The sequence below is a fragment of the Jeotgalibacillus sp. S-D1 genome (assembly GCF_004358665.1).
Taxonomy (GTDB): domain Bacteria; phylum Bacillota; class Bacilli; order Bacillales; family Jeotgalibacillaceae; genus Jeotgalibacillus.
Map to the genome: position 1 here is coordinate 869,961 of NZ_SMZR01000001.1, position 24,957 is coordinate 894,917.

Here is a 24,957-nt window from a genome sequence, read left to right on the forward strand (position 1 = left end):
TTTTTTGAATTGAAAAAGGAAAGAAGCCAGAATGCTTCTTTCCCCCTTATGTTTCATGTTAACTTATGGAAGATAATAACAACAGAAACCATCTAAACTATCTTGGTTCCACGATTAATTTCATTGCTGTTCGATCTTCCCCATCAATTTTAATGTCCGTAAAAGCCGGGATGCAAATTAGATCCACTCCGCCAGGAGCAACAAATCCTCTGGCAATGGCAACTGCTTTTACTGCTTGGTTTAGTGCGCCTGCTCCAATTGCTTGTACTTCCACCATACCTCTTTCTCGCAGTACTCCGGCAAGTGCTCCGGCTACGGAATTAGGATTAGATCGTGATGACACCTTCAGGACGTCCATCGTGTACCTCCTCATTAACATCAACTACCACACCATGGATGTGATGATTTCCCTTCACTATATTCACTTAGTTGCTTTACTATGCTTTATGTAAAGGGACTTCTGTTAATTCGACACGAAAGGACGATCTTCGTTAATTAAAATCCGGTTTATAGATAGGGCTCTGCCTGTTTTGCGCTCCAATTCAATTATACATCCGCTCAGAAGTGTACGGCCTGATTTCGGTACTTCAAATCGTACAGGAAGGCTGGTTACAAAACGCTTTAACACAGCTTCACGCTCCATCCCCAGTACAGCATCATATGGGCCGGTCATTCCAACATCAGACAGATAAGCTGTACCGCCCGGTAAAATTCGATTGTCGGCCGTCTGAACGTGTGTATGAGTGCCTACGACTGCGGAGGCTTTACCATCAAGGTGCCAGCCCATTGCTTGTTTTTCACTTGTAGCTTCTGCATGAAAATCAACAAAGACAAAAGGAGTATGTCTTTTGGCATCATCGACCAGTTTTTTCACAACCGGGAAGGGATCATCAACCGGATTCATAAACGTACGCCCAAGCGCGTTAATCACCGCCACTTCACTGCTGCCGGCCTGGATCATTTGAATGCCCTTACCCGGAGCGCCTTTAGGGTAATTCGCCGGACGAATTATATTTTGGGTCTGATCGATAAATTGGAACAGTTCCCGATTGTCCCATGTATGATTACCCATTGTTATTGCATCGGCTCCCGCCCCTTCAAGCTGACGGTAAATCTTTTCTGTAATTCCTCTGCCGGAAGCCGCATTTTCTCCATTCACAATTGTACAATCAGGTTTATATTTCTCTTTTAACTGGGGCAGATATTCTTCTACCATTTCGCGTCCTAAAGAACCTACAACATCACCAATAAACAATATTTTCACGTTAAATCCTCTTTCTGCTGCAATTTTTTATTAAGTGTACCATACATCGCTAAAAAAAGAGAAAGGCAATGTGAAGGGTTCACATTGCCTTTCTAATGCTATTTTGCGTATTCAACTGCTCTTGTTTCCCGAATCACTGTTACCTTTATATGGCCTGGGTAATCCAGCTCTTCTTCAATCCGCTTACGGATATCGCGGGCAAGTCGATGAGAAGTTATATCGTCGATTTGTTCCGGTTTAACCATTATGCGAATTTCACGTCCAGCCTGAATAGCAAATGATTTCTCAACACCATCATATGACTCTGAAATTTCTTCTAAACGCTCAAGACGGCGAATATAGTTTTCCAGCGTCTCGCTTCTTGCACCAGGTCTGGCAGCGGAAAGAGCATCCGCAGCAGCTACCAGTACAGCAATGACCGATGTAGCTTCATGGTCGCCGTGATGAGAAGCAATACTGTTAATCACTACAGGGTGTTCCTTGTACTTCGTTGCGAGCTCAACACCAATTTCAACATGGCTGCCTTCCACTTCATGGTCGATAGCTTTCCCAATATCGTGCAGAAGACCTGCACGTCTGGCAAGCGTTTCATCTTCACCAAGTTCAGCCGCAAGCAGACCGGATAAATAAGCTACTTCAGTAGAGTGCTTAAGTACATTCTGCCCATAGCTTGTACGATAGCGAAGTCGGCCAAGAATTTTAATTAAATCTGGATGTAAACCATGCGCCCCTACATCAAAGGTTGTTTGTTCGCCTATTTCACGAATGTATTCATCCACTTCACGGCGTGCTTTATCAACCATTTCTTCAATACGGGCAGGGTGTATACGTCCATCCTGGACCAGCTTTTCGAGTGCAATTCGAGCGGTTTCACGTCGAATCGGATCAAAGCCGGAAAGTATAACTGCTTCTGGTGTGTCATCAATAATAAGATCGATGCCTGTTAGTGTTTCCAAGGTTCTTATGTTTCGTCCTTCTCGCCCAATGATTCGACCTTTCATCTCATCATTCGGCAAATTTACGACAGAAACAGTTGTCTCTGCAACATGATCAGCTGCACAGCGCTGAATCGCAAGTGAAAGTAGTTCGCGAGCTTTCTTTTCAGATTCTTCCTTAGCCCGATTCTCCTGTTCTTTAACCATGATGGAGATATCTTGAGCTAATTCTTTTTCTACCTGGTCCAGAATTATGCTCTTCGCTTCTTCACGAGTTAAGCTTGAAATGCGTTCAAGTTCAAGGTCTTGCTGTCGAACCATCTCATCCACTTTGCTTTCCATCTCTTCAATATGTTGTTGTCGTTCATGCAAGGATTGATCCTTGCGCTCGAGTAAAGATTCTCGTTTATTTAACGAATCATCCTTACGATCGAGGTTTTCTTCTCTCTGCATTAAACGATTTTCTTGCTTTTGCAATTCGTTTCTTCTCTCACGAAGTTCTGCTTCAATCTCAGAACGAAGCTTATGATTTTCATCTTTCGCTTCTAATAGTGCTTCTTTCTTCATGGCTTCTGCTTCACGTCTGCCATTCTCGATAATTTGTTCTACAGAGCCTTTTGCACCACCGATTTTCGCATCCATCATGAATTTGTGAATCAAATAACCAACAATCACACCGACGATAATGCCAAGCAAAATGGAGATGATATCAATTAATTCCATCGTATTCACCTCCCCTTGCTATTCAAATGTTTCAGATCCTGCCTTCTGTCGGCTAGTATAAACGATTACTATACAAGGCCAGGCAATTAACTTATCAATCGAAAAAATTTGTAAAATATACAATGTTAATTTTAAGTCTGGGAAATTTTATTGTCAAGGGGCTCAACGAATTATCCCCTGCATTAAATAAAATCCTTAAAAAAAGACAAAGAGAACTGTTCTCTTTGTCTTTGGTGTAGCTTTTCCACTCAGTCTTCCAGAAGGTTCAATTCTGCTTCTTCTTCAGGGGCAGTTGGAGGAGCATTGCGGTCAATGTCCATACCATGATGCTCCCGGATTTTCATCATAATTTCCTGACGAATAGCGGTGTTTTCTTTTAAGAACTGTTTGGAGTTCTCACGGCCTTGTCCTAAACGTTCTCCATTATACGAGTACCATGAACCACTTTTCTGGACAATATCAACATCAGCGCCTAGATCGATGATTTCACCTTCACGTGAAATTCCTTCTCCATACATAATATCAACTTCTGCTATGCGGAAAGGAGGAGCTACTTTGTTTTTAACTACTTTTATTCGTGTTTTATTACCGACCATGTCGTTACCTTGCTTTAATGTTTCAGCACGGCGAACATCAAGACGAATTGAAGAGTAAAACTTTAGCGCTCTTCCTCCTGGAGTCGTTTCCGGGCTCCCAAACATAACGCCTACTTTTTCACGAATCTGGTTGATAAATATCGCTATGGTATTTGATTTACTGATGGCACCGGAAAGTTTACGAAGAGCCTGTGACATAAGACGTGCTTGCAGACCCACATGGGAATCCCCCATCTCTCCTTCAATTTCAGCTTTAGGCACAAGCGCTGCCACCGAGTCTACTACCACAATTTCGACTGCACCGCTTCGAACAAGCGCTTCGGCTATTTCAAGAGCCTGCTCACCTGTATCAGGCTGTGACAGCAAAAGCTCATCGATGTTAACACCCAGCTTGCTGGCGTAGATCGGATCGAGGGCATGTTCAGCATCAATAAATGCCGCCTGGCCGCCTTTTGCCTGAACTTCTGCTATTGCATGAAGCGCCACTGTCGTTTTACCAGAGCTTTCAGGACCATATATCTCAATCACCCGGCCTCGAGGATAACCCCCTATTCCAAGCGCTGCATCCAGAGCTATGGAACCGCTTGAAACAGTTGAAACATTTCTGCCGGTTTTTTCTCCTAATTTCATTACAGAACCTTTTCCAAATTGCTTTTCAATTTGTTTTAATGCCATATCAAGAGCTGCTTGACGATCACTCACAAAAATTCCTCCTTTTATCTGGGATACCTCTATTGCTCAATCAGGTATCTCATAACCTAACTCTACTATACTCCTTTTAAAACAATATAACAAGCAAAAAGCGAACATTTATTCGCTTTTTTTATTCACTATAATACAGTGTCTTTTACCCTTTTTATATAGAGAATTAACCATTTTATCAGCATAAAACAGGCCGGTTTAACTATTTCAGCAGCTATAAAAAAATCCTCCGGCCCTTTTCAGGCAGAGGATTTATCTTCATTCAGCAAGCGTATTAATTGGAACAGACCATGTTTAACCGTACGGATGCGCACATAATTGCGCTCTCCCTTCAGAGAATAAGAAAAAGCAACCGGGGGATTGTCTTCATAAGCAATGCCAATCCACACCGTCCCAGGTGCTTTGCCTTCAAGTGAATCAGGTCCCGCAACACCGGTAAAGGAAATACCTATATCCGTGTTCATCTGGGCCTTAACCTTCGTGGCAAGTTCAGCTGCACACGCTTCACTTACTGAACCATGCTCTTCTATTGTTTCTTTTCGCACACCAACTATTTGTTCTTTTACCTCGTTTGAATAGCAGATAATTCCGCCGTGAAAAAATGCACTGGCTCCTGAAATAGAGCCCATTTGGGAAGAAAACAGCCCAGCCGTCAGGCTTTCTGCAGCAGCAATTGTTTTCTTGCGGGAAGCAAGCAGATATGCAGCTTTATGGAGAAGTGTCTGTTCATTGATGCCATACATAAATTCTCCCACTATTTTATTAACCTTTTCCTGCGCATCATCAAGCATGGCTACAGCCTGTGACTTGTCCATGTGTTTAGCGGACAGACGCAGGGTAACCTCTCCATCAGAAGCAAGCGGTGCAATTGTTGGATTTGACTGAGCATCGATTAGGGATTCTATTTTCGATTCCAGCTCTGCTTCCCCAATCCCGAAGTACCTCAGCACTCTCGAGTGAACAGGCTGGCCATCACTGAATAAACCTAACAGTTTGGGAACCGCATCCATTTGAAACATTGGTTTCATTTCTCTTGGCGGTCCGGGAAGCAGGACAAAAACGGTATTATTATGCGTAAAGATCATACCCGGAGCCATGCCATGCTTGTTGATCAGTACATCGCTGTCTTTTAGCACGATCGCTTGCTTACGGTTATTATCGGTCATTGGACGACCGGAATCTCTAAAATACTGTTCAATGAACAAAAGCGATTCCTGATCCATAACCAGCTCTTTATTAGTATGGAAAGAAACGGTCTCTTTCGTCAGATCATCTTTAGTAGGCCCAAGACCTCCGGTAAGAATGACAAGATCAGCACGCTGTTCAGCATCGCGAATTTCATTTAATAATCTTTCTCTGTTGTCACCGACTACACGATGGCGATATACGTCTATCCCTATTTCTGCAAGCTGCTGGGACAGGTATTGGGCATTGGTATTAGCGATTTGGCCAAGCAGAAGCTCAGAACCAACAGCAATAATTTCTGCGTTCATATTACTGTCTCACTCCTTATTTAGAATAACGGAAGGCATCCCAGTTTTTAATGAAATAATCCACACCTGACCACACTGTAAAAATAGCGGCGATATAAAGGGAGATCACATCAAATGGAATATTGATCAATTCAAAGAAAATGTTATGAAGAAGCAACGTGGAAATCGCAATGATCTGCATCCACATTTTAATTTTTCCGAGCATAGCGGCTGCATGGACTTCGCCGCTGCCTGCTAATACAAGTCTTAATCCGGTAATAGCAAATTCACGGCTTATAATGAGAATAACAATCCATGAAGCAGCCAATTGCAGCTCCACTAAAATAATCAGAGCAGCTGAAACAAGCAATTTATCTGCCAGCGGGTCGAGAAATTTCCCGAGATTGGTTACCATATTAAATTTTCTAGCATAGTAGCCATCAACCCAATCAGTTGAAGCTGCAAAAATGAAAATCAGCGCACCGGCAAAATGGTTTACCGGGATCTCGGCCCCCAGCAGCTGAAGCGATCCCCAGCCAAAATCGACCAGCATAATAATCATAAATAGCGGAATAAGAAATATTCTTGATATTGTTATTTTATTCGGGATGTTCACCTAAAAATTCCTCCTGTAACTAGACTTTGGCAAAAAAATAGCCATCGGACACGATGACTATTTTTATTATATTTTAATCATGACCACATTATTAAGATCATAAGGCTTATTCTGTAACAAAAATCATGTTTTGTGTAGTGCTTTCATTGCCAAATGGAACCTCTTTATCATTTATTTTAACAACAGTATCCGTTGTATTGCCAATTCTTATCCGGAACCATTCGTATTCAGAAGCATTGAAGTTTATAGTATCGCCTTCAGTCAATGGCTGTCCCAATAGGGTTTCTCCGGATTGATCGGTGATTCCAACCCATGTCTCAGGAGAAGTAACAGTCACTTCCACTTCTTCTGCATTGGAAATTTGATAATTAGTTGTGTCACCTTCAACGCCAGTATTTTCAACGGCTAATTCTTCCGATGATTCCTGCTTTTCTTCTTCTTCAGCGGGTGTCTCTTCCACTTCTTCCACTTCTTCCGCATTCTCTTCCTGACTTTCTGCCCCATCAGGCTGTTCAATTCCTATTGTATCTTCCTGTCCAGGAGCATCAGCCTGTTCATCTTGTCCCATAACAGCCTGCGCTACAAGCCAAATAACAAAAGCAATGCCTATGATAACTATGACTACAAAAGCAGTGGGAATAAAATTCAAGACATTTGATGAACTTCCGCCGCTTGATTTCCGGGTGTTTGAGCGTGATAGATTAGTAGGAATTTGTTCATCACGGTTAGAAGGAATGTCATTTGAATAAGTTTCAAACAATTCTTCTGATGAAAGTCCCACTGCTTCTGCATATTGTTTTATAAATGCACGGACATAAAAAGACCCGGGCATCATGGAGTAATCGCCTTCTTCAATCCCCTGCAGGTATCGTTTTTGAATTTTAGTTAGTGCTTGAACTTCTTCCAATGAGTAGCCCTTGTTCTCCCTTGCTTCTTTTAGTCGTGCTCCTAGCTCTGTCAATGTATACACCTACCATATTTAAAAATCAAAATCGCCAAATTCCGAACCGCTGAACATATTGTTTTTTTGTACCATCTCGTATGTAATTTCTTCATCCGGGTCATGTCTTAATTCAATAATATAATCAAAATCATCAATTGAATACTCTGAGTTTTCTACAAATACGTCTGGATGCTCGATCACTTTCACTGCAGGCATACGCATAATTTCACGCACGAGCTGCCAATGCTGTTCACTCGCTCGTCTTGTGGAAACGACACCATCGATAATAAATAAATTGTTTTCATTATATTCATCTTCAATTAACTTGTCACGTATTGTTTGTTTTAGCAAAGTAGAAGATACAAATAGCCATTTTTTATTGGCACAGACGCTTGCAGCCACAATCGATTCCGTTTTTCCTACCCGGGGCATTCCGCGGATTCCAATAAGTTTATGACCTTCCTGCTTATATAATTCTGCCATGAAGTCCACTAATAATCCCAGTTCGTCGCGAATAAACCGAAACGTTTTTTTATCATCAGCATCCCGTTGAATGTACCTGCCGTGCCTGACCGCCAAACGGTCTCTCAGCTTAGGTTCACGAAGCTTTGTCATCTGAATAGTGTCCATCGTGCTGATAATTGATTCAAGACGGGAAATCTGTTCATCATTCCTCGCTAAGAGAAGCATACCACGTCTTCCCTCATCAACACCATTAATGGTCACAATATTAATTTCAAGCATTCCAAGTAATGAGGAGATATCACCAAGCAAACCAGGTCTATTTTTTTGGATTTCGTATTCTAAATACCATTCCTTTTTTTGCATATGTTTGTCTCCTTCAAAAAGCGACTCATTTCGATAATGTTAACTTCTACCGTTAATAATAAAGCATTTTCCATCAATAGAAAAGAGAAACCCAATTAAGTTTCAAAAAAGATATACGATGAAATTCGTTCAACTGGTAATTTGTGCTTTATAAATATTTTTGCTTTAAAATGAAACCGAACAAAATTTTAACACTCATTATTTTCAAAACAAAAAAGAGAGGGATATCCTCTCTTTTTTAGCTGATTCATTTTTGAACATATGCTTTATTAACGATTAGTGAGCTTTCGTTTCGCCTGTTGTTAAACGAAGCATTAAGTTCGCAAGCATATGTTGTTCTTCGGTGCTTGCCACAGACCATAAATCAGCCATCACACGCTCCTGCTCATTTTTAGGGTCCACATTTTTTGCCAGATAGTCACCGATTTGAAAAGCAATATCGGACATTTTGCCTTTTTCCATTCCGCCTTCTTTTGCATGAATGGCTTTGTCACCTAAAAAAGATTTCCACTGTTGCCAATTTTCCAGAACAGACATGTTGTTTCCTCCTTCTTTTATCATCGTCAAAAGCACGCATTTCCTCATTTAAAGGGTAAGCATACTTTTCATAGTATGAGGTAAGAAAGAAGGTACTATACATCATTTATGCATGCCATCCTCCATTTACTGATAAAACATGGGAGGTAATGTAGCTGGCGTCATTTCCTAATAAAAAAACAACTGCTCCGGCAATTTCATCAGTCAATGCCATTCGTCCCATGGGGATGCCGTCTTCAATGCTTAGCCGGTCCAACTCACTGTAATGAGCTGTCATTGATGTATTGACTGCTCCGGGTGAAACAGCATTTACTCTTACATTGGATGGGGCAAGTTCTTTTCCCAGGGCTTTTACAAACGACTGCTGAGCTCCTTTAACGGCAGAATATAAAACTTCATAGGAAGCACCGGTTTCGCCCCAAATTGAAGAAATAAATACGATTGATCCGGTTTTAGAACGGCGCATCCCTGGAATCAGCGCCCGAACAATACGTGCCGGCTGATAAACATGTGTTGCCCATAGCTCTTCCATCACAGTATCTGATGTTTCTTCCAGCAGCCCTTCATAGGTTTTGCCGCCTGCATGGACGATTGAGTGAACGTCGGTCAGCTGCTTAAGCATCTTGTCCACAGATTGTGAGGAAGATAAATCTGCCTGCACCGGTATAATATCATCCGGTTTTCCAAACTCCTCGATCGCCGCTGTGACCCGCTGTTCATTTTTATGGTAGTGAGCGTAAACACACCAGCCCTCCCTGACCAATTTTTTTACAACAGCCATGCCAATGTCGCCGCTTGCACCTAATACGAGAACCCGATTATTCAACAGCCTCTTCTTCTTTCGGCAGAATAAAGAAGCTTGTCATTCTGTCTGGCTGTGCAAGATCCGCAAGTGCAGCCCCGATATCATCCTTCGATAAAGTTTCCAGGGTCGGTACTGCGTCAAATAAATCCATTTCATTAAAAGCATAGCGTGTAAACTGATTCGCAATAAACTCAGGTGAATTTAATGAACGCAAAAATCCGCCAATATTTTTCTTTTTCACAGAATTAAGCTGCTCCTCTGTGATGGAAGAATTTTTGGCCTCTTTCGCTAAAATGGTTTGTATTGTTTGGGATAATTTATCAGGCTCTCTTGTGTTACCACCTATTAAAGCAAATCCAAAACCATATTCCTGCGAAAAATCAAACGTAAAGCTATCATCAATTAACCCTTCCTCATACAGTTTTGTGTAATGAGAGGAGGTGCGTCCAAACAGAACCTCGAGTGCTGTATTCACCGCTAACTCACGGCGCAGTAAATCATCCCCGGAAAGTTCAACATTTGATGCCTTGAGCCCTACCATACATTTAGGCACTTGTACGTCCATGTTCAGCTGATGATGTTTACGGTTTACATTTGAAGGTTCATTTTCAAATTTTCGTTCAATTGGTGATTGCTGTTCATATGATTTTTCCTGCTGGGAGGAACGGACCTGCTCAATAATTTCATCCGGATTGACAGAACCAACAACAAAAAGCACCATGTTCGAAGGATGATAAAATGTGTTATAGCATTGATACAAATGATCCTTTGTAATATCTGCTATTGAATCTACCGTTCCTGCAATATCAACCTTTACCGGATGGTTATGGTACATATTTTGTATAGTGCCAAAATAAAGACGCCAGTCGGCATTATCATCATACATTGTTATTTCCTGACCTATAATTCCTTTTTCCTTTTCTACTGTTTCTTCAGTGAAGTAAGGAGATTGCACAAAATCAATTAATGTAGCCAGGTTTTCTTTTACTTTGGATGTACTTGAAAACAAATAAGCGGTCCGTGTAAAGGAAGTAAATGCATTTGCAGAGGCTCCATTTTCACTGAATTGCTGAAAAACATCCCCATCTTCCTTTTCAAACATTTTATGTTCAAGGAAATGCGCAATCCCATCAGGCACCTTTACAAAGTCCTTTTCATTCAGAGGTACAAATTGATCGTCAATCGATCCGTACTTGGTAGTAAAAGTTGCATATGTTTTATTAAACTGCGGCTTCGGAAGAATATAGACAGAAAGTCCATTATCCAATTTTTCATAAAATAGCTCTTCTTGTAATTGATCGAATTTTTTCTTTTCCATTTAAGCCTCCTCCTTGCCAGTCAAAATATAGGTGGTGTCCAGCACGACTTTCTTGGATACACTTACAATTTCATCTTTGGAAACCGAATCAATCCGCTCGAACCAGTCATCAATTGTAAAGGAAGTTCCAGCCATAACACTTTGGTAATGTATTTCCACTATACCTCTTGCAACATCCAGTGTTTCAAGCATCTGGTTTTTCATTACAGCCCTTGTTTGTTCAAGCTCTTTGTCAGATATATCTCCATTTTGAATAGCTGTTAGCTGCTCTTGAATAATAGTATCAGCACGGTCTATTTTGCCAGGGTCCACCCCTGACATAATTAAAATTAAACCTTTATGGCTTTCAATTCTGCTTGCTGCATAGTAAGCAAGACTTTCCTTTTCACGCACATTTATAAATAGCTTGGAGTGCGGAAAGCCGCCCAAAATCCCATTCATCATAACAAGCGGAATGTAATCATCTTCACCATAAACGGTGCCCGTCCGGTATCCGATGTTAAGCTTGCCCTGCTTAACTGATTGTCTTTCTACTATTTTTTTAGGTTCTTCTTTTGGTTTGTATTCAGCTTTCTCACTGGATAATTCATCCCGCGTTTGAAATGGAAGCTTCTCTTCGCAAGCCGGAAGCATCTTTTCCTCTTCTATGTCTCCAACGATATAAAGGTCAATTGTATCTTCAGACATCATCTTTTTATAAACATTAAAAAGAGATTGGGGAGTAATAGAGTCCACGTCCTCGATTGATCCGTTCGGCTGTAATGCAAATGCTTCCCCCTCGCACATTTCCTCAACTAATCGCTGGGATGCATAACGCATTTTATCATCTCGTGCAGACTCCAGACGCTGTTTAAGCGTGCGCTTTTCCTGCTCAACAATTTTTGAAGAGAACCCGTCATTTTCCACCAACGGATTAAAAAGCACTTCAGATAATACATGCAGCCCTTCAATTGTTAACGGAGTGCTGTCTTTTAAATAGCGCTCATTTGCCACATCAACTGAAAAACTTAAGATATGGGACTCGCCTTTTTTGCCGACATCAACCTGGGCATTAGCTCCATACAAATCATCCAAATGCGTTCGAAAAGCAGCAGTTGTCGGCCACTTTTTGGTTCCGCTTTGAAGCACATAAGGAAGTAAAGCTCTGGCAGTCACATCTTCTTTTCTTAGAGGCGCTCGAAATTTTAGTACCATTTGATTTGTTTTAAATTGTTTAGTTGGAATGGTATGAATCGAGAAGCCTTGATATTTCACCGTTTTTGGTTCAATTGTCATCGTTTCGCTCCTTCTGGCAGCTTTTACCCACCGCCACCGCATCTTAGTATTTATATTCCATGTATTCACTATACATTCTAAGGAGCAAAAGTCACAAGTTAGAACATCAAATTCCCTATTAAAAAAAGCCCTGGCAATTACACCAGGGCTTTCCACTATCTTTTTCCTTTTATATAAGGAGTACCAACTGCTTTTGGTGCATCGGCTCTTCCTATAAAACCTGCCAGCGCCAAAATCGTCAGTATATATGGAGCAGAAAGCAAAATCCAGTTTGGCACATCAGCCAAAAACGGGAAGCTTGAACCAATGATAGCTAAACTTTGAGCCAACCCGAAAAACAGGGCCGCTCCCATAGCACCAAGCGGATGCCATTTCCCGAAAATCACAGCAGCAAGAGCGATAAAGCCCTGTCCTGTAATGGTGATGCCACTGAAATCCTGGGTGATTGTCTGCGCATATACGCCTCCTCCAAGTCCGCCAAGAACCCCTGAGATAAACACGGCAAGGTAGCGCATCTTATAAACATTAATCCCCATAGTATCAGCAGCAAGCGGATGTTCGCCCACGGAACGCAGCCTTAATCCGAAAGGAGTTTTAAATAAAATAAACCAGCCAGCTACCGCTGCGAGTATAGCCAAATATGAGGTTAAATAGTTGTTAAATAAGATTGGTCCAATCACCGGTATATCTGAAAGCACAGGGATTTTCGTGTAATACATCGGTACCGGAATTTTGCCGGTCTGTCCAGCTCCGTACCATGCTTTTACCAGGAAAACACCTAAACCTAAAGCAAGAAAGTTAATTGCTACACCACTGACCACGTGATCGGCACGAAATGTGATCGTGGCAACAGCATGGATCAGGGAGAATATTCCCCCGATTCCCATCGCCACCAGTAAAGCTACCCAGGGCGTTCCCGCTCCGAATGTTTCAGCGAATGTTATATTGAATACAACAGCTGAGAATGCCCCAATAACCATAAGCCCTTCAAGTCCAATGTTTACGACACCGGATCGCTCTGAAAACACACCGCCCAAGGCTGTGAAAATAAGAGGAGCTGATGCGAAAAGCATGGATTTAACCAATATTTCAATTGCAGATAACAGATCCAATTATTTCGCCCCCTTTTTAAAACGTTGTAAAACATAAGCGATAATATAACTCGAAGCGACAAAGAAGATAATGATCGCAATAACGATTTCAACCAATTCAGTTGGAACTCCAGACTCAATCGGCATGATGAGCGCACCTTGTTTTAATATTCCAAATAGAGCAGCAGCAAGTACCACGCCGATCGCAACATTTCCTCCGAGGAGAGCTACCGCAATTCCATCAAATCCTACACCGGAAAAAGCGCTGTGAATAAAGGCGTAGCCAAATGTGCCAAGTCCCTCCATCGCCCCGCCAAGTCCTGCAAAAGCGCCGGAAATAACCATAGAAAAAACAATATTTCGATTGACATTCATACCTGCATACTCAGATGCATGCTGATTAAATCCTACAGAACGAAGTTCAAAGCCGGCAGTGGTTTTTTCAAGGATCAGCCAAAAGATAATTGCCCCTGCCAATGCCAGAAATATCCCAAAGTGCATCGTAGAAAATTCAGTAAGTGTTTCAAGAAACGGAGACTTTAATGAAGCGGTCTCCGGTACACGTTCAGTGGTGTTCTGCTGGTCAGAAATAACATAGCGCACCAAGTGGTTAACTAAATGAAGTGCTATATAGTTCATCATAATCGTGACAATTACTTCATGAACCCGAAAGCGTGCTTTTAAAATTCCGGGCACAAAAGCCCACAAAGCACCAGCTGCAGCTCCAGCCAAAATAGACATAGGCAAATGGATAACTTTAGGCAAATCAAATGCCAGTCCAACCCATACTGAAGCGATCCAGCCAACTAATAACTGACCCTCTACCCCAATGTTAAAAAGCCCCGTACGGAAAGCAAATGCTACAGCAAGACCTGCAAAAATGTATGGTGTGATCTGCCTGATTGTTTCTCCAAGGTAAAAACTGTCACCCACGGCACCTTTTAACAGTGCGCTATAGCCTTCGAGTGGATTAAACCCGGAGATAATCATGACAATTGCACCGATAATTAATCCTAATATTACCGATATAACCGGTATGAGTATCTTTTGTACACGATTAAACATGCGTATCTTCACCTGCTTCCTTTCGCTTCGATCCAGCCATTAATAAGCCAAGTTCCTGTTCTGTCGTTTCTTTTGGATCAACGATCGCAATAATATTTCCTTCATATATGACTGCAATGCGGTCACTGACATTCATAATTTCATCCAGTTCAAAAGAAAGAAGCAAAACAGCTTTTCCCTTATCACGCTGATCGATTAACCGCTGGTGAATAAATTCGATGGCCCCAACATCCAGTCCGCGGGTAGGCTGGGCAGCAATTAACAGATCAGGATCACGGTCAACCTCCCGGCCAATAATCGCTTTTTGCTGATTGCCTCCTGATAAAGCACGTGCCTCCGTGTATTCGGAGGGTGTTCTAACATCAAATTCTGCAATTAATTTTTTTGCTTTTTTATTGATCTCTTTGTTATTTAACATGCTCATTTTTGAGAAAGGAGTTTGATAATATGTTTGCAGAACCATATTCTCACCAATCGGAAAATCCAGCACCAAACCGTGCTTGTGACGATCCTGTGGAATGTGGCCTATACCTGCTTCCGTGATTTTTCTTGGTTTAAGTGATGAAAGCTCTTTTCCACTCAGCTTAATGGAGCCTGAGCTGATTTTTCTTAAACCTGTAATGGCTTCAATCAATTCAGACTGACCATTGCCGTCCACACCTGCTATGCCAACAATTTCTCCTGCTCTGAGAGTAATGCTTAAATCCTTTACAGCATTTACTCCCCTTGCATCCTTTACATTCAGCTTCGTTATTTCAAGAACTGCTTCTTTGGGAACAGCCGTTTTTTTCTCTGTGCGAAACAGCACCTCCCGGCCTACCATAAGACTTGCCAGTTCATTGGGAGTTGTTCCTTCTACATCAAGAGTATCAATCCCTACACCCTTTCGAATTACGGTGACCCGATCGCATACTTCAATAATTTCCTTGAGCTTATGAGTGATGAGAATAATCGATTTTCCTTCTGATATTAATGTTTTAAAGATCTGGGTCAGTTCTTTGATTTCCTGAGGAGTTAACACCGCGGTTGGCTCATCAAAAATTAAAATTTCTGCACCTCTGTACAGTGTTTTTAAAATCTCCACTCTTTGCTGCATTCCTACTGAAATTTCCGCAATTTTAGCGTTAGGATCCACTTTTAGACCGTACCGGTCAGATATCTCCTTTACATCCTTAACAGCTTTCTTCATATCGATGGTTACCCCTTTTTTGGGCTCCATGCCAAGAACAATATTTTCTGTAACGGTGAAAGGATCTACCAGCATAAAATGCTGATGCACCATCCCAATCCCTAAATCATTTGCAATGTTCGGGTTTGTAATGTTCACTTTTTTCCCTTTCACTTTAATTTCACCTTGCTCAGGCTGGTACAGACCAAACAACACATTCATAAGTGTTGATTTCCCTGCTCCATTTTCACCTAGCAGCGCATGAATTTCTCCTTTTTTAAGCTGCAGCGTAATATTGTCATTCGCTACAATTCCGGGAAATTCTTTGCGGATGTTTAGCATTTCAATGACGTATTCCATCCGGGCTCACTCCTTCTATTTGGTTATACGGTAAGTTGTCAGTTGATTGAGGTCCGACGTCTTGTGGCGCATTACTTTATAAAACTACTAAATGAAAATGGAAATTAAATTCCCCTCTTCAGTTAATATTCTTATACGGATCATTTTCCAAAAAAAAAGAGAATTTCAGGCCGGGATTCCCCAGCCTTCCATTCTCCGTATGCATTTGTACTTATTCTAGAGTAGATGGAACTTCAATTTCTCCATCAAGAATTTTTTGCTCGTAGTCTGCCACTTCATCAAGAATTTCCTGAGAAAGGTTGTCCTGAGTTTCAGCAATTGAGATTCCTTCTTCTTCAATTCCGTACTCAATTACCTCTCCGCCAGGAAAATCCCCATCCATTGCGCGTTTTGAAATGTCCTGCACTGCTACATCTACACGTTTAACCATAGAAGTAAGGGTTACATTATAATCTTTACCGTCTGCTGAAAGAGCTCCCTCTTCAGCCTGATCGCGGTCAACGCCGATCACATAAACTTCTCTTTCAGGATCCTGCTTTTTAAGGTTCTTTGCTTCTGTAAAGACTCCGTTTCCTGTACCGCCTGCAGCATGATAAATAATATCATTGCCTGCGCCGTACATCGCAGCAGCCATCTGCTGGCCGCGGGCAGCATCACCGAAGCTTCCGGCAAACTTAATATCGACTACAGCATCAGGGTTAACTGCTTCAACACCAGCTTTAAAACCTGCAGCAAATTTGTTGATCAGATCCGACTCGACGCCGCCAACAAAACCAATTTTATCTGTTTTTGTCTGTAACCCAGCTGCTACACCTACAAGGAAAGAGCCTTCATGCTCCTTAAATGTTATCGAAGCTACATTATCACCTTTGCCTACAGAATCAACGATTGCAAAGTTGGTATCTGTCTGCTGAGCGGCAACCTGTTCAATCGCTTCCTGCAGCAGGAATCCAATACCAAACACAAGATCAAAGTCATTACGAACTGCAGTGTTTATGTTTGTAACATAATCAGCGTCACTTGCGGATTGGAAATAGTTATAGCCATCTGTTCCCTCTTTAAGTCCGTTTTCATCACCAAAAGCTACAAGACCTTCCCAAGCTGACTGGTTAAAAGATTTATCATCAACTCCGCCCACATCCGTTACCATTGAAACAGTAAAGTCGCCACCGGACTCTTCTCCAGAATTGCCGCCTTCACCGCTGTCAGATGTGTCAGCATCGTCACTACCACATGCTCCAAGAATTGTACCTGCTGCAAGAAACATTGATAGTGCTAAACCAAATTTGCGCTTTTTCACTTACAGTTACCCCCCAAATGATTTTCGTGTATTAGTAGGAATGCAGTTAACAATTAAACACGCTTACGAACTACATGAAAGCTGAATCTGTCCGCTCTAAAATAATTCAGAGAGTACAAAATCGGCTGATCCTTGTCATCAAAATGTAGCTGTTTGAGAACAAGCAATGCTGTTTCTGGCTCACAATTAAGGATGGGTGATACCTTTTCGTTATATCCAACTGGCTCAATGTGAGTTACAGCATGGGATATAAAAAGTCCTCCGTTCTCTTCCAGAAGAGAAAACATGGATCCATCCTCATGAGTAAAGGAAGTTGGCATTAAAGCGGCTGGCACTTTATCGATGCAATAAACGACTGGATCTCCGTTTGCTGTTCTTACACGTTCAATGACGGTCATTTCGTCATCCGGCGTGCTTGCAAAACGAGTGAGATCCTCGTCCGTTGGCCCCTGGTTGGTTGAACTTAAGAAAACTGTACCCGGTTCCATTCCCGCCATCTTAATCATATCCGTAACGCTGTACAGCTGTTCAATTCCGGATGTGAATAGCGGTTTTGCATTGACAAACGTTCCTACTCCATGTCGACGAACAATCCGGTTCTCTTCTTCTAAAATCCGAAGCGCCTCTCGCAAAGTGGCACGGCTTATGCCTAATTGACGGGAAAGTTCGAATTCAGAAGGCAGACGCTCTTTTTCTTTATACACTCCATTATCGATGTCTTTTTTTAATCGGTCGATAACCTGGAGATAAAGATGTCTATTATCTGTTTTGATTGTCATAAACAAACCACCACCAACTCTTTTAAGGACATCAGACATCTGATGTATATCATTCCTACTAATCGAAAATACTATAACACTATTCGAAATGAAAGGGAATACTTTTGTCGCTTTTTGTCGACAATTTTTTCTTTTACATTACACAGAAATTAATTTTATGACAAAAAGATTGGTTTTACTCTAATGTAATCCCTTTCATTCTCATATTTTGTAAAACTATATACCTATTGTCAGTTCTTTGTAACTAATTTTCTGATTTGTAAGCGTTATCAATAGTATAACCTATTTGTTGATAACCTGCATAGAGGTCAGACATCAAATGTCATACATTATTTTATTTCAACTTAAAATGAGAGTGAAACGTCCGCCTTCCACCAATGAATTGAGTTTTTATCCGCACAAGTACTTCAACGCAAAAAGGCCCTTCCGAATAAGAGTCTCTTATTCATAAGGGCCTTCTTTTTGAATTTATTAATTTTTATCCAAGCTCTTTTTAAAAACAGTCTATCATTATTCCTCCGCCTGCTTAGACACTAGTACTGTTCTCGGTTTACTTCCCTCATAAGGACCGACCACCCCGCGCTGCTCCATAGCATCAATTAATCTGGCTGCCCGTGTGTAGCCTACTCTAAACCTTCTTTGCAACATGGAAACAGAAGCGGTTTGCATGTTTGTAATTAATGCTACGGCTTCATCATAAAGTTCATCCTGGATTTCTTCAGCAGGCGCATCAGGAACATCGTCAGGTATCATTTCTTCCTGATATTGAGCTTTTTGCTGTTCGATAACAAAATTGACCACTTCTTCAACTTCCTGATCACTTAAGAACGCTCCTTGAACTCGAACCGGTTTGTTGGCCCCAATCGGCATAAATAGCATATCTCCTCGGCCTAAAAGCTTTTCCGCTCCTCCGGAATCAAGGATCGTTCTTGAATCAATTTGTGAAGAAACAGCAAATGCAATTCGAGATGGAATATTAGCTTTAATGACACCTGTAATAACGTCTACAGACGGACGCTGAGTGGCAATTATCAAATGTATGCCAGCTGCACGCGCCATTTGTGCCAAGCGTGTAATCGCATCTTCTACATCATTAGAAGCAACCATCATTAAATCGGCAAGCTCATCAACAATGACAACTATATATGGCAAAAGCGGCTGTTTTTCTTCATGCTGATCATTGTGTTTTTTCACATGATCATTGTAACCTTCTATATTTCTAGTCCCTGTGTGAGAAAACAGATCATATCTTCTTTCCATTTCGCTGACGACTTTTTTAAGCGCCTGTGAGGCTTTTTTAGGATCTGTTACAACAGGAGCAAGCAAATGAGGCACGCCGTTATATACATTCAGCTCTACCATTTTTGGGTCAATCATCATTAACTTAACCTCATGTGGTTTTGTTCTCATAAGAATTGAAATGATAATTCCATTGATGCACACGCTTTTTCCGCTTCCTGTTGCTCCAGCGACCAATAAGTGAGGCATTTTATTCAGCTCAGCTACGACAGCTTCGCCCGTTATATCTCTGCCAAGCCCTATCAATAATTTAGCTGAATCGCGGTCCTTACTTTGTCCTTCCAGTACTTCACGTAAAGAAACCATTGCCACTTCGGAATTAGGCACTTCAATTCCTATCGCTGACTTGCCGGGGATCGGCGCTTCAATTCGTATATCTTTTGCTGCAAGGGCCAGGGCAAGATCATCACTCAAGCTGACAATTTTGCTCACTTTAACCCCTACATCAGGATGAACCTCATACTTTGTGACGGCAGGTCCTAAATGAACCTGAGTCACTTTTGCTCTCACTCCGAAACTTTGAAACGTTTTTTCAAGCTTTGAAGCATTACGCTGAATGGCTTTATATTCATTACTTTGATCAGCGTGCGGAGGAAGTGATAGAATATCCATTTTAGGCAAAATATAATCTTTATTTTCCACTTCTGCCACTCCAACAGCAGGATCCACAAATTGATCCAGATTAAGCTCACTGTCCTCTGTCTTGCCTTCTGAAGGACTGACAATCTCTTCTTTATTTTTCGCTCCGGACGATTCAGCAGGAATTGACACTTTCTCTACAAAACTTGAAATCAGAGGTTCAAAAGATTCTTCACCCCGGGGAAGAATGACGGGATCCTGATCCTGATCAGTGTCTTCTTTACCCTTTTCAGTAGATTTCCCGCTTCTTCTTGCTATTTGTTCAGCTTTTCTTTGTTCTCTTTTTTGTTTGTTTTTTTCATTTCGTTCTTCTTTCATTGATTCCCAAGTGTTCCCCATCCACTGTATAACTGCTGACAATCCCGCTTTGATAACTGATCCAAGTGACCGGCCGGACATCATAATAATACCTGCAATCATCATCGTGACCGCTGCAATTTTCGCTCCTGTGGAGGCAAACAGAAAATGAAATACTGCATAGAGCAGAGCTCCTGCCATACCGGCCCCTACGTTAGTGGTTTCACTCTTCATTAGCTCTTCGTGCGTTTCGCGGAATGCACTGGAAGATTGAAGCAGCCCCTCATTTGATAACTGGTCAAACAGCAGCACATGGGCAAATAGGAATAAACTAATTAACACAAAATATATGCCCACTGCCACACGATTTGTAAACTGTGGAATCGTTCGGTAAATAACGAGATAAAATGAAACAGCAATGACCGAAACAGGAAGAAGCAACTGGAAATTACCAAATAAATAAGTAGCTGCAGCAGTAAGTCCTCTGCCAACAGGTCCCAATTGAAACATGGCAATTAAGGACATCGCAATTAGTCCAATTCCAATCAGTTCATAGGTGAGAGGTGTTGTTTTTTTTCCGGTTCTTTTTTTCTTGCTGCTGTTCCGCTTTTGTTTAGCGGAGGTTTTTGGCTTGGTTGCCGCCACATAATCACCTGCTCCATAAGTAAATTGAAAAGAAAGCAGACAATGGTAGCTGCCTGCTTTACTTTGCTTTTTGTATCAAAATAATGCTTTTCACCTTCAGGTACCGTAATAAAAACAGCTCAGAGGGTTTAAATCATTGATCTTACACTTCCATAATAATTGGTAAAATCATTGGTCTTCTTTTTGTTTTTGTATATAATAGGTGATTTAATGAGTCACGAATTTCCTGTTTGATGCTTGACCAGTCGAATGTTCGGTTTTCTACATTTTTTTCTACGATATTGCGGACTAGAACGGTGGATTCATCCATTAATTTTTCTGATTCTCTTACATAGACAAATCCTCGTGAAATGACTTCGGGACCTGCAGCAATGGATTTTGTCTTGCGGTTAAGTGTAACAACCACAAGCAGCACTCCGTCCTGAGAAAGAAGTCTGCGGTCACGCAGGACAATATTTCCTACATCTCCCACACCCTTGCCATCAATTAGAACATTGCCTGTTTGAACACGTCCGCTCATTTTCATTTTGCCGCTTGTGTATTCAACGATATCACCCTTGTCGGCAATAAAGATATTGGATCTTGGCACACTTGTTTCTTCAGCAATCCGCGCATGGGTAATCAAGTGGCGGTACTCGCCTTGTATTGGTACGAAATATCTTGGTTTCATCAGATTAATCATCATTTTCAAATCTTCCTGGCTGCCATGACCTGACACATGAACATTTTTACTGGCAGTCAGAACATTGGCTCCGGCTCGGGAAAGTTCATTTACCGAACGGTAAAGATAAACCTCCATACCAGGTGATGGGGTAAACGTAATCAATACAGTATCACCCTGCTGAATATTGACAACCTCATGGGTCTGATTTGCCATGCTTTCCATAACTTTAAAAGGCTCATCGTGTGTACCGGAAAGAATTATAACGATTTCATCATCTTGATATTGACTGATTTCATTTGGTTCAATTCTTGTGTCCTCTTCGTAAGTCAGATATTCCAGTCTGGAAGCAACATTTACTACTTTTTCAACAGCCTCGCCTATTACGGCTACTTTCCTGCCTGTTTTGCTAGCTATGTCAAATACCTGTTGAATACGAATCAGGTTTGATGCATAACATGTAACAATGATTCTTCCCTTTGCTTTATTAAAGCTTGAAGAAACATGGTTTTCAACTACCGATTCTGAAATTGTGTGTCCAGGCCGTTCGGCTTCCGTGCTGTCTGATAGCAAAGCGAATACACCTTTTTCACCGATTTTAGCCATTTTACCAATATTTGATGCGTAGCCGCCTTTGGCAGACTGATCAAATTTAAATTCACCTGTATGTACAATAGCGCCTTCAGAAGTGTGAATAGCGATTCCGAGTGAATCAGGGATACTGTGCGTAGTCTGAAAAAATGTCACATTGACAGTATCGAATTTCATATTGCTTTTCTCGTGCACTACAAAGAATTTTACCCTTTCTTTAAAGCCGTATTCCTTCAAACCTGCTTTGGCCAAAGCTACCGTTAGTTTTGACCCGTAAACCGGTGCTTTTACTTTCTCAAGCAAATATGGAAGCGAGCCGATGGCATCATCATGGCCGTGTGTCAAAAATATCGCTTTTACTCTCTCTTTGTTTGCTTCAATGTAATTGAAATCTGGAATTACAATATCGATTCCGTACATTTCTTCTTCCGGAAACATTAGACCTGAATCGATGATAAATAAATCTTCATCCACCTCAATTACATACATGTTTTTACCAATTTCACCTACTCCACCGAGTGGGATAATTTTAATTTTTTCGTTTATTACCTTAGTCAATCCCGTTTCCTCCTAAATCAATCTTATTCCCCGTTCTTTTAACAGTTGTGTTTATTATACTCGATCATTCTCAAACTGTACACGATAATTGTCAGTGTTTACTAACTAAGCATGTGTTAAGCATTCCTTCATAAATATTTATTTTTCTGCCTTGTTAAACATGGTTAATGATTTCCACTGCGGGCGGCCGGTTACCTCACGAGTAGCCAGCCATCTTAACATCCCGGCAGTTTAAAGGGATTGTCTCTCCTGTTTTATCCCGACTGGAGTCTCTCACTTGCCGTTCCATTCAATGCTGAAAAAATTTCACCACAAATAGAAGTTTAATTAAGCCATAAAAAGAGAAATCACCTGAGCGTGAGCACCCAGATGATTTTATTTACTTCAATTGATTTACTTGTTGGTTAAAACGTTCAACGATCATACGGAGTGATGTTTTTTCATCTTCTTCTAAAGGAAGCAGCGGCAATCTTAATCCTCCGCATGAAATACCCGCATCCTCTAGTGCCACTTTTACAGGAGCCGGATTCGGCTGTGCAAAAAGAGCTTTGATAAGCGGCAGAAGCTGCTGGTGAAGCTTAGCTGCTTCCTGCAGTCGATTTCCCTCAAACGCCTGTATCATTTTTTGCATTTCATTTCCCGCTATATGTGATGCGACGGATACAACACCATAACCTCCGATTGACAGTAAAGGCAAAGTTAATCCGTCATCTCCGCTGTAGACAAGAAAATCATCTGGGGCATGAGCGAGTATATCAGTCATCTGATCTATACTTCCGCTAGCCTCTTTCACCGCAGTAATATTTTCAATTTGTGATAAGCGTAAAATTGTAGCAGGTGTAATATTTACAGCGGAACGTCCGGGTATATTGTATATCATGATTGGAACAGTCACTTCATCTGCAATGGCTGCAAAATGCTGATATAACCCTTCCTGGCTGGGTTTGCTGTAATAGGGAGCAACTAACATAATCGCGTCTGCACCCGCTTCTACTGCTTGTTTGGAAAGGGTTATGGATCCACTGGTATTATTGCTCCCCGTTCCTGCAATTACAGGAACTCTGCCAGCTGCAGTTTTAACAACATGCTTAAATAAATCAACTTTTTCTTCGTTAGATAGTGTAGGTGACTCACCCGTAGTGCCTCCGACTACTAATGAATCTGATCCATTTTCAATTAAGTAGTTTACCAGTCGGGTAGTCTGTTCAAAGTCAATGGCGCCCCTATGGTTAAAAGGAGTCACCATCGCTGTTGAAACGCGTCCGAAATTCATGTTGTTCACTCCTGTAGGCTTAGAATTAATGGTGCTTTGGAAATGAATTGTTCGTGTAAACGCCTTTGCGCTTCATCTGCATAGCGTTCATCAACAAGGATCCAAAAGGTCATATGGCTGTCAGCAGTTTGCAGTATTCTAATTTTTTCACGAGCTAACGTCGTAACAATAGTAGAGGTAATCCCTGGCTTACCTTTCATCCCTTCGCCAATCAAGGCAATTTTAGCCACATGGCTGATAATTTCAGGACGAAACCCTTTTCCTTCAAGGACTGATCTTACAAAATTAATATCCTTTTCCTCGATCGTAAATCTAACTTCATTAGGATGTATAGAAATCAAATCGATGCTAATCCCCTGCTCCGCTACAATTTGGAAAATCCGATCGTAGTCAAGAGCAGAAACCCTGATCTGAGCAAGATTTTTTATCGCTGAAATGGACTGTATTGCCCGGTTGGTCTGATGCTCTGTCTGAATCCCGACCCAGGTGCCAATTTCGCCTGTCAGAGGACCAATCCACATCGGAACCTTATATCTTTTTGCCCATTCAACTGCATTTGGATGTATTACTTTTGCTCCCTGATAGGCGATATGACTGGCTTCATCGTATGAAATGGACTCAAGCGTAGTCGGTGTATCTACTATCGTGGGATCACCGCTCATAACACCTTCTACATCCGTATAAATGTAAACTGCGTCTGCCTCTACACTGCATGCAAGTGCAGATGCGGTTGTATCGCTTCCGCCTCTGCCAAGAGTGGAAACCTTCCCCTGATGGGTGATTCCCTGAAAACCGGTTACGACAACTACATCCACTTCTTTAAATGCCTCAAAAAAAGGTTTGCCATTTACGCGTTGAATTGTAGCCATTCTGCATTCATCATCTGTAATAATTTGAGCTTCACGCCCGGTCATCACTTTGCAGGAAATCCCCACTTTTGACAGTTCATGAGAAAATACAACAGCAGATATTACTTCGCCGCATGATAACAGTAGTGCCTGCTGTTCATCCGGGAGTTCATTTTTGCTGCCTTTGCCGATCAACGACAAAAGTGTGTCTGTTGCATAAGGATCTCCAAGCCTTCCCTGGGCTGAAACTACAACAATCGATTTTGTTCCTTTATCTACTGCCTTCTTTACATGAGTAACTGCTTGCTGTCTTAATGAAGTTGTTGTTAATGAACTTCCACCAAATTTCTGGACAATAATGCTCAAAGC

The 24,957-nt window shown here is 41.5% G+C and carries 21 protein-coding genes; all 21 read right to left on the reverse strand.

The window, feature by feature from the left end; all coding sequences use genetic code 11:
• Nucleotides 1–97: 97 nt before the first annotated feature.
• Nucleotides 98–358, reverse strand: coding sequence for a stage V sporulation protein S (locus E2R51_RS04465; RefSeq protein WP_133375817.1), 261 nt, complete (start codon nt 356–358; stop codon nt 98–100).
• 105 nt (nt 359–463) lie between these two features.
• Nucleotides 464–1,264 (reverse strand): TIGR00282 family metallophosphoesterase, encoded by an 801-nt coding sequence (locus E2R51_RS04470; RefSeq protein ID WP_133375818.1) that lies wholly within the window; start codon nt 1,262–1,264, stop codon nt 464–466.
• Between the two features lie 98 nt (nt 1,265–1,362).
• Nucleotides 1,363–2,922 (reverse strand): ribonuclease Y, encoded by a 1,560-nt coding sequence (gene rny / locus E2R51_RS04475; RefSeq protein ID WP_133375819.1) that lies wholly within the window; start codon nt 2,920–2,922, stop codon nt 1,363–1,365.
• Between the two features lie 248 nt (nt 2,923–3,170).
• Entirely contained in the window at nt 3,171–4,220 is a 1,050-nt protein-coding gene (recA, locus tag E2R51_RS04480) for a recombinase RecA (protein ID WP_133375820.1), read from the reverse strand.
• Between the two features lie 239 nt (nt 4,221–4,459).
• Entirely contained in the window at nt 4,460–5,713 is a 1,254-nt protein-coding gene (locus tag E2R51_RS04485; RefSeq protein WP_133375821.1) for a competence/damage-inducible protein A, read from the reverse strand.
• A 16-nt stretch (nt 5,714–5,729) separates the two neighbouring features.
• The gene (gene pgsA / locus E2R51_RS04490; protein WP_133375822.1) at nt 5,730–6,308 is read right to left on the reverse strand and encodes a CDP-diacylglycerol--glycerol-3-phosphate 3-phosphatidyltransferase; all 579 of its coding nucleotides are present in this window, start codon (nt 6,306–6,308) and stop codon (nt 5,730–5,732) included.
• Between the two features lie 106 nt (nt 6,309–6,414).
• Entirely contained in the window at nt 6,415–7,269 is an 855-nt protein-coding gene (locus tag E2R51_RS04495) for a helix-turn-helix domain-containing protein (RefSeq protein ID WP_165967139.1), read from the reverse strand.
• An 18-nt stretch (nt 7,270–7,287) separates the two neighbouring features.
• Complete coding sequence (locus tag E2R51_RS04500; RefSeq protein WP_133375824.1) at nt 7,288–8,079, reverse strand: YmfK family protein; 792 nt, start codon at nt 8,077–8,079, stop codon at nt 7,288–7,290.
• A 276-nt stretch (nt 8,080–8,355) separates the two neighbouring features.
• Nucleotides 8,356–8,616: a DUF3243 domain-containing protein gene (locus E2R51_RS04505; protein ID WP_133375825.1), complete on the reverse strand. Its 261-nt coding sequence runs from the start codon at nt 8,614–8,616 to the stop codon at nt 8,356–8,358.
• Nucleotides 8,617–8,722: 106 nt separating this feature from the next.
• Entirely contained in the window at nt 8,723–9,442 is a 720-nt protein-coding gene (gene ymfI / locus E2R51_RS04510; protein ID WP_133375826.1) for an elongation factor P 5-aminopentanone reductase, read from the reverse strand.
• Nucleotides 9,435–10,739 (reverse strand): EF-P 5-aminopentanol modification-associated protein YfmH, encoded by a 1,305-nt coding sequence (yfmH, locus tag E2R51_RS04515; RefSeq protein WP_133375827.1) that lies wholly within the window; start codon nt 10,737–10,739, stop codon nt 9,435–9,437. The genes ymfI and yfmH overlap by 8 nt, the downstream gene beginning before the upstream one ends.
• Nucleotides 10,740–12,014 carry an EF-P 5-aminopentanol modification-associated protein YfmF gene (gene yfmF, locus E2R51_RS04520; protein WP_133375828.1) on the reverse strand — a complete coding sequence of 425 codons (1,275 nt, stop codon included), beginning with the start codon at nt 12,012–12,014 and terminating at the stop codon, nt 10,740–10,742.
• A gap of 155 nt (nt 12,015–12,169) precedes the next feature.
• Nucleotides 12,170–13,087: an ABC transporter permease gene (locus E2R51_RS04525; RefSeq protein ID WP_133376328.1), complete on the reverse strand. Its 918-nt coding sequence runs from the start codon at nt 13,085–13,087 to the stop codon at nt 12,170–12,172.
• A gap of 39 nt (nt 13,088–13,126) precedes the next feature.
• On the reverse strand, nt 13,127–14,170 hold the full coding sequence (locus tag E2R51_RS04530) for an ABC transporter permease (protein WP_133375829.1): 1,044 nt from the start codon (nt 14,168–14,170) through the stop codon (nt 13,127–13,129).
• Nucleotides 14,163–15,698, reverse strand: a complete 1,536-nt coding sequence (locus tag E2R51_RS04535) for an ABC transporter ATP-binding protein (RefSeq protein WP_133375830.1) — start codon at nt 15,696–15,698, stop codon at nt 14,163–14,165. Before E2R51_RS04535 ends, E2R51_RS04530 begins: the two co-directional genes overlap by 8 nt.
• A 211-nt stretch (nt 15,699–15,909) precedes the next feature.
• Nucleotides 15,910–16,998, reverse strand: coding sequence for a BMP family lipoprotein (locus tag E2R51_RS04540; RefSeq protein ID WP_133375831.1), 1,089 nt, complete (start codon nt 16,996–16,998; stop codon nt 15,910–15,912).
• 53 nt (nt 16,999–17,051) lie between these two features.
• A complete protein-coding gene (locus E2R51_RS04545; protein ID WP_133375832.1) occupies nt 17,052–17,777 on the reverse strand; it encodes a GntR family transcriptional regulator in 726 nt (241 codons plus the stop codon).
• Between the two features lie 510 nt (nt 17,778–18,287).
• The gene (locus E2R51_RS04550) at nt 18,288–20,522 is read right to left on the reverse strand and encodes an FtsK/SpoIIIE family DNA translocase (protein WP_483299914.1); all 2,235 of its coding nucleotides are present in this window, start codon (nt 20,520–20,522) and stop codon (nt 18,288–18,290) included.
• A gap of 277 nt (nt 20,523–20,799) precedes the next feature.
• The gene (locus E2R51_RS04555) at nt 20,800–22,467 is read right to left on the reverse strand and encodes a ribonuclease J (RefSeq protein WP_133375834.1); all 1,668 of its coding nucleotides are present in this window, start codon (nt 22,465–22,467) and stop codon (nt 20,800–20,802) included.
• A gap of 379 nt (nt 22,468–22,846) precedes the next feature.
• Nucleotides 22,847–23,740, reverse strand: coding sequence for a 4-hydroxy-tetrahydrodipicolinate synthase (dapA, locus tag E2R51_RS04560; RefSeq protein ID WP_133375835.1), 894 nt, complete (start codon nt 23,738–23,740; stop codon nt 22,847–22,849).
• Between the two features lie 5 nt (nt 23,741–23,745).
• On the reverse strand, nt 23,746–24,954 hold the full coding sequence (locus E2R51_RS04565; protein WP_165967140.1) for an aspartate kinase: 1,209 nt from the start codon (nt 24,952–24,954) through the stop codon (nt 23,746–23,748).
• Between the last annotated feature and the right edge of the window lie 3 nt (nt 24,955–24,957).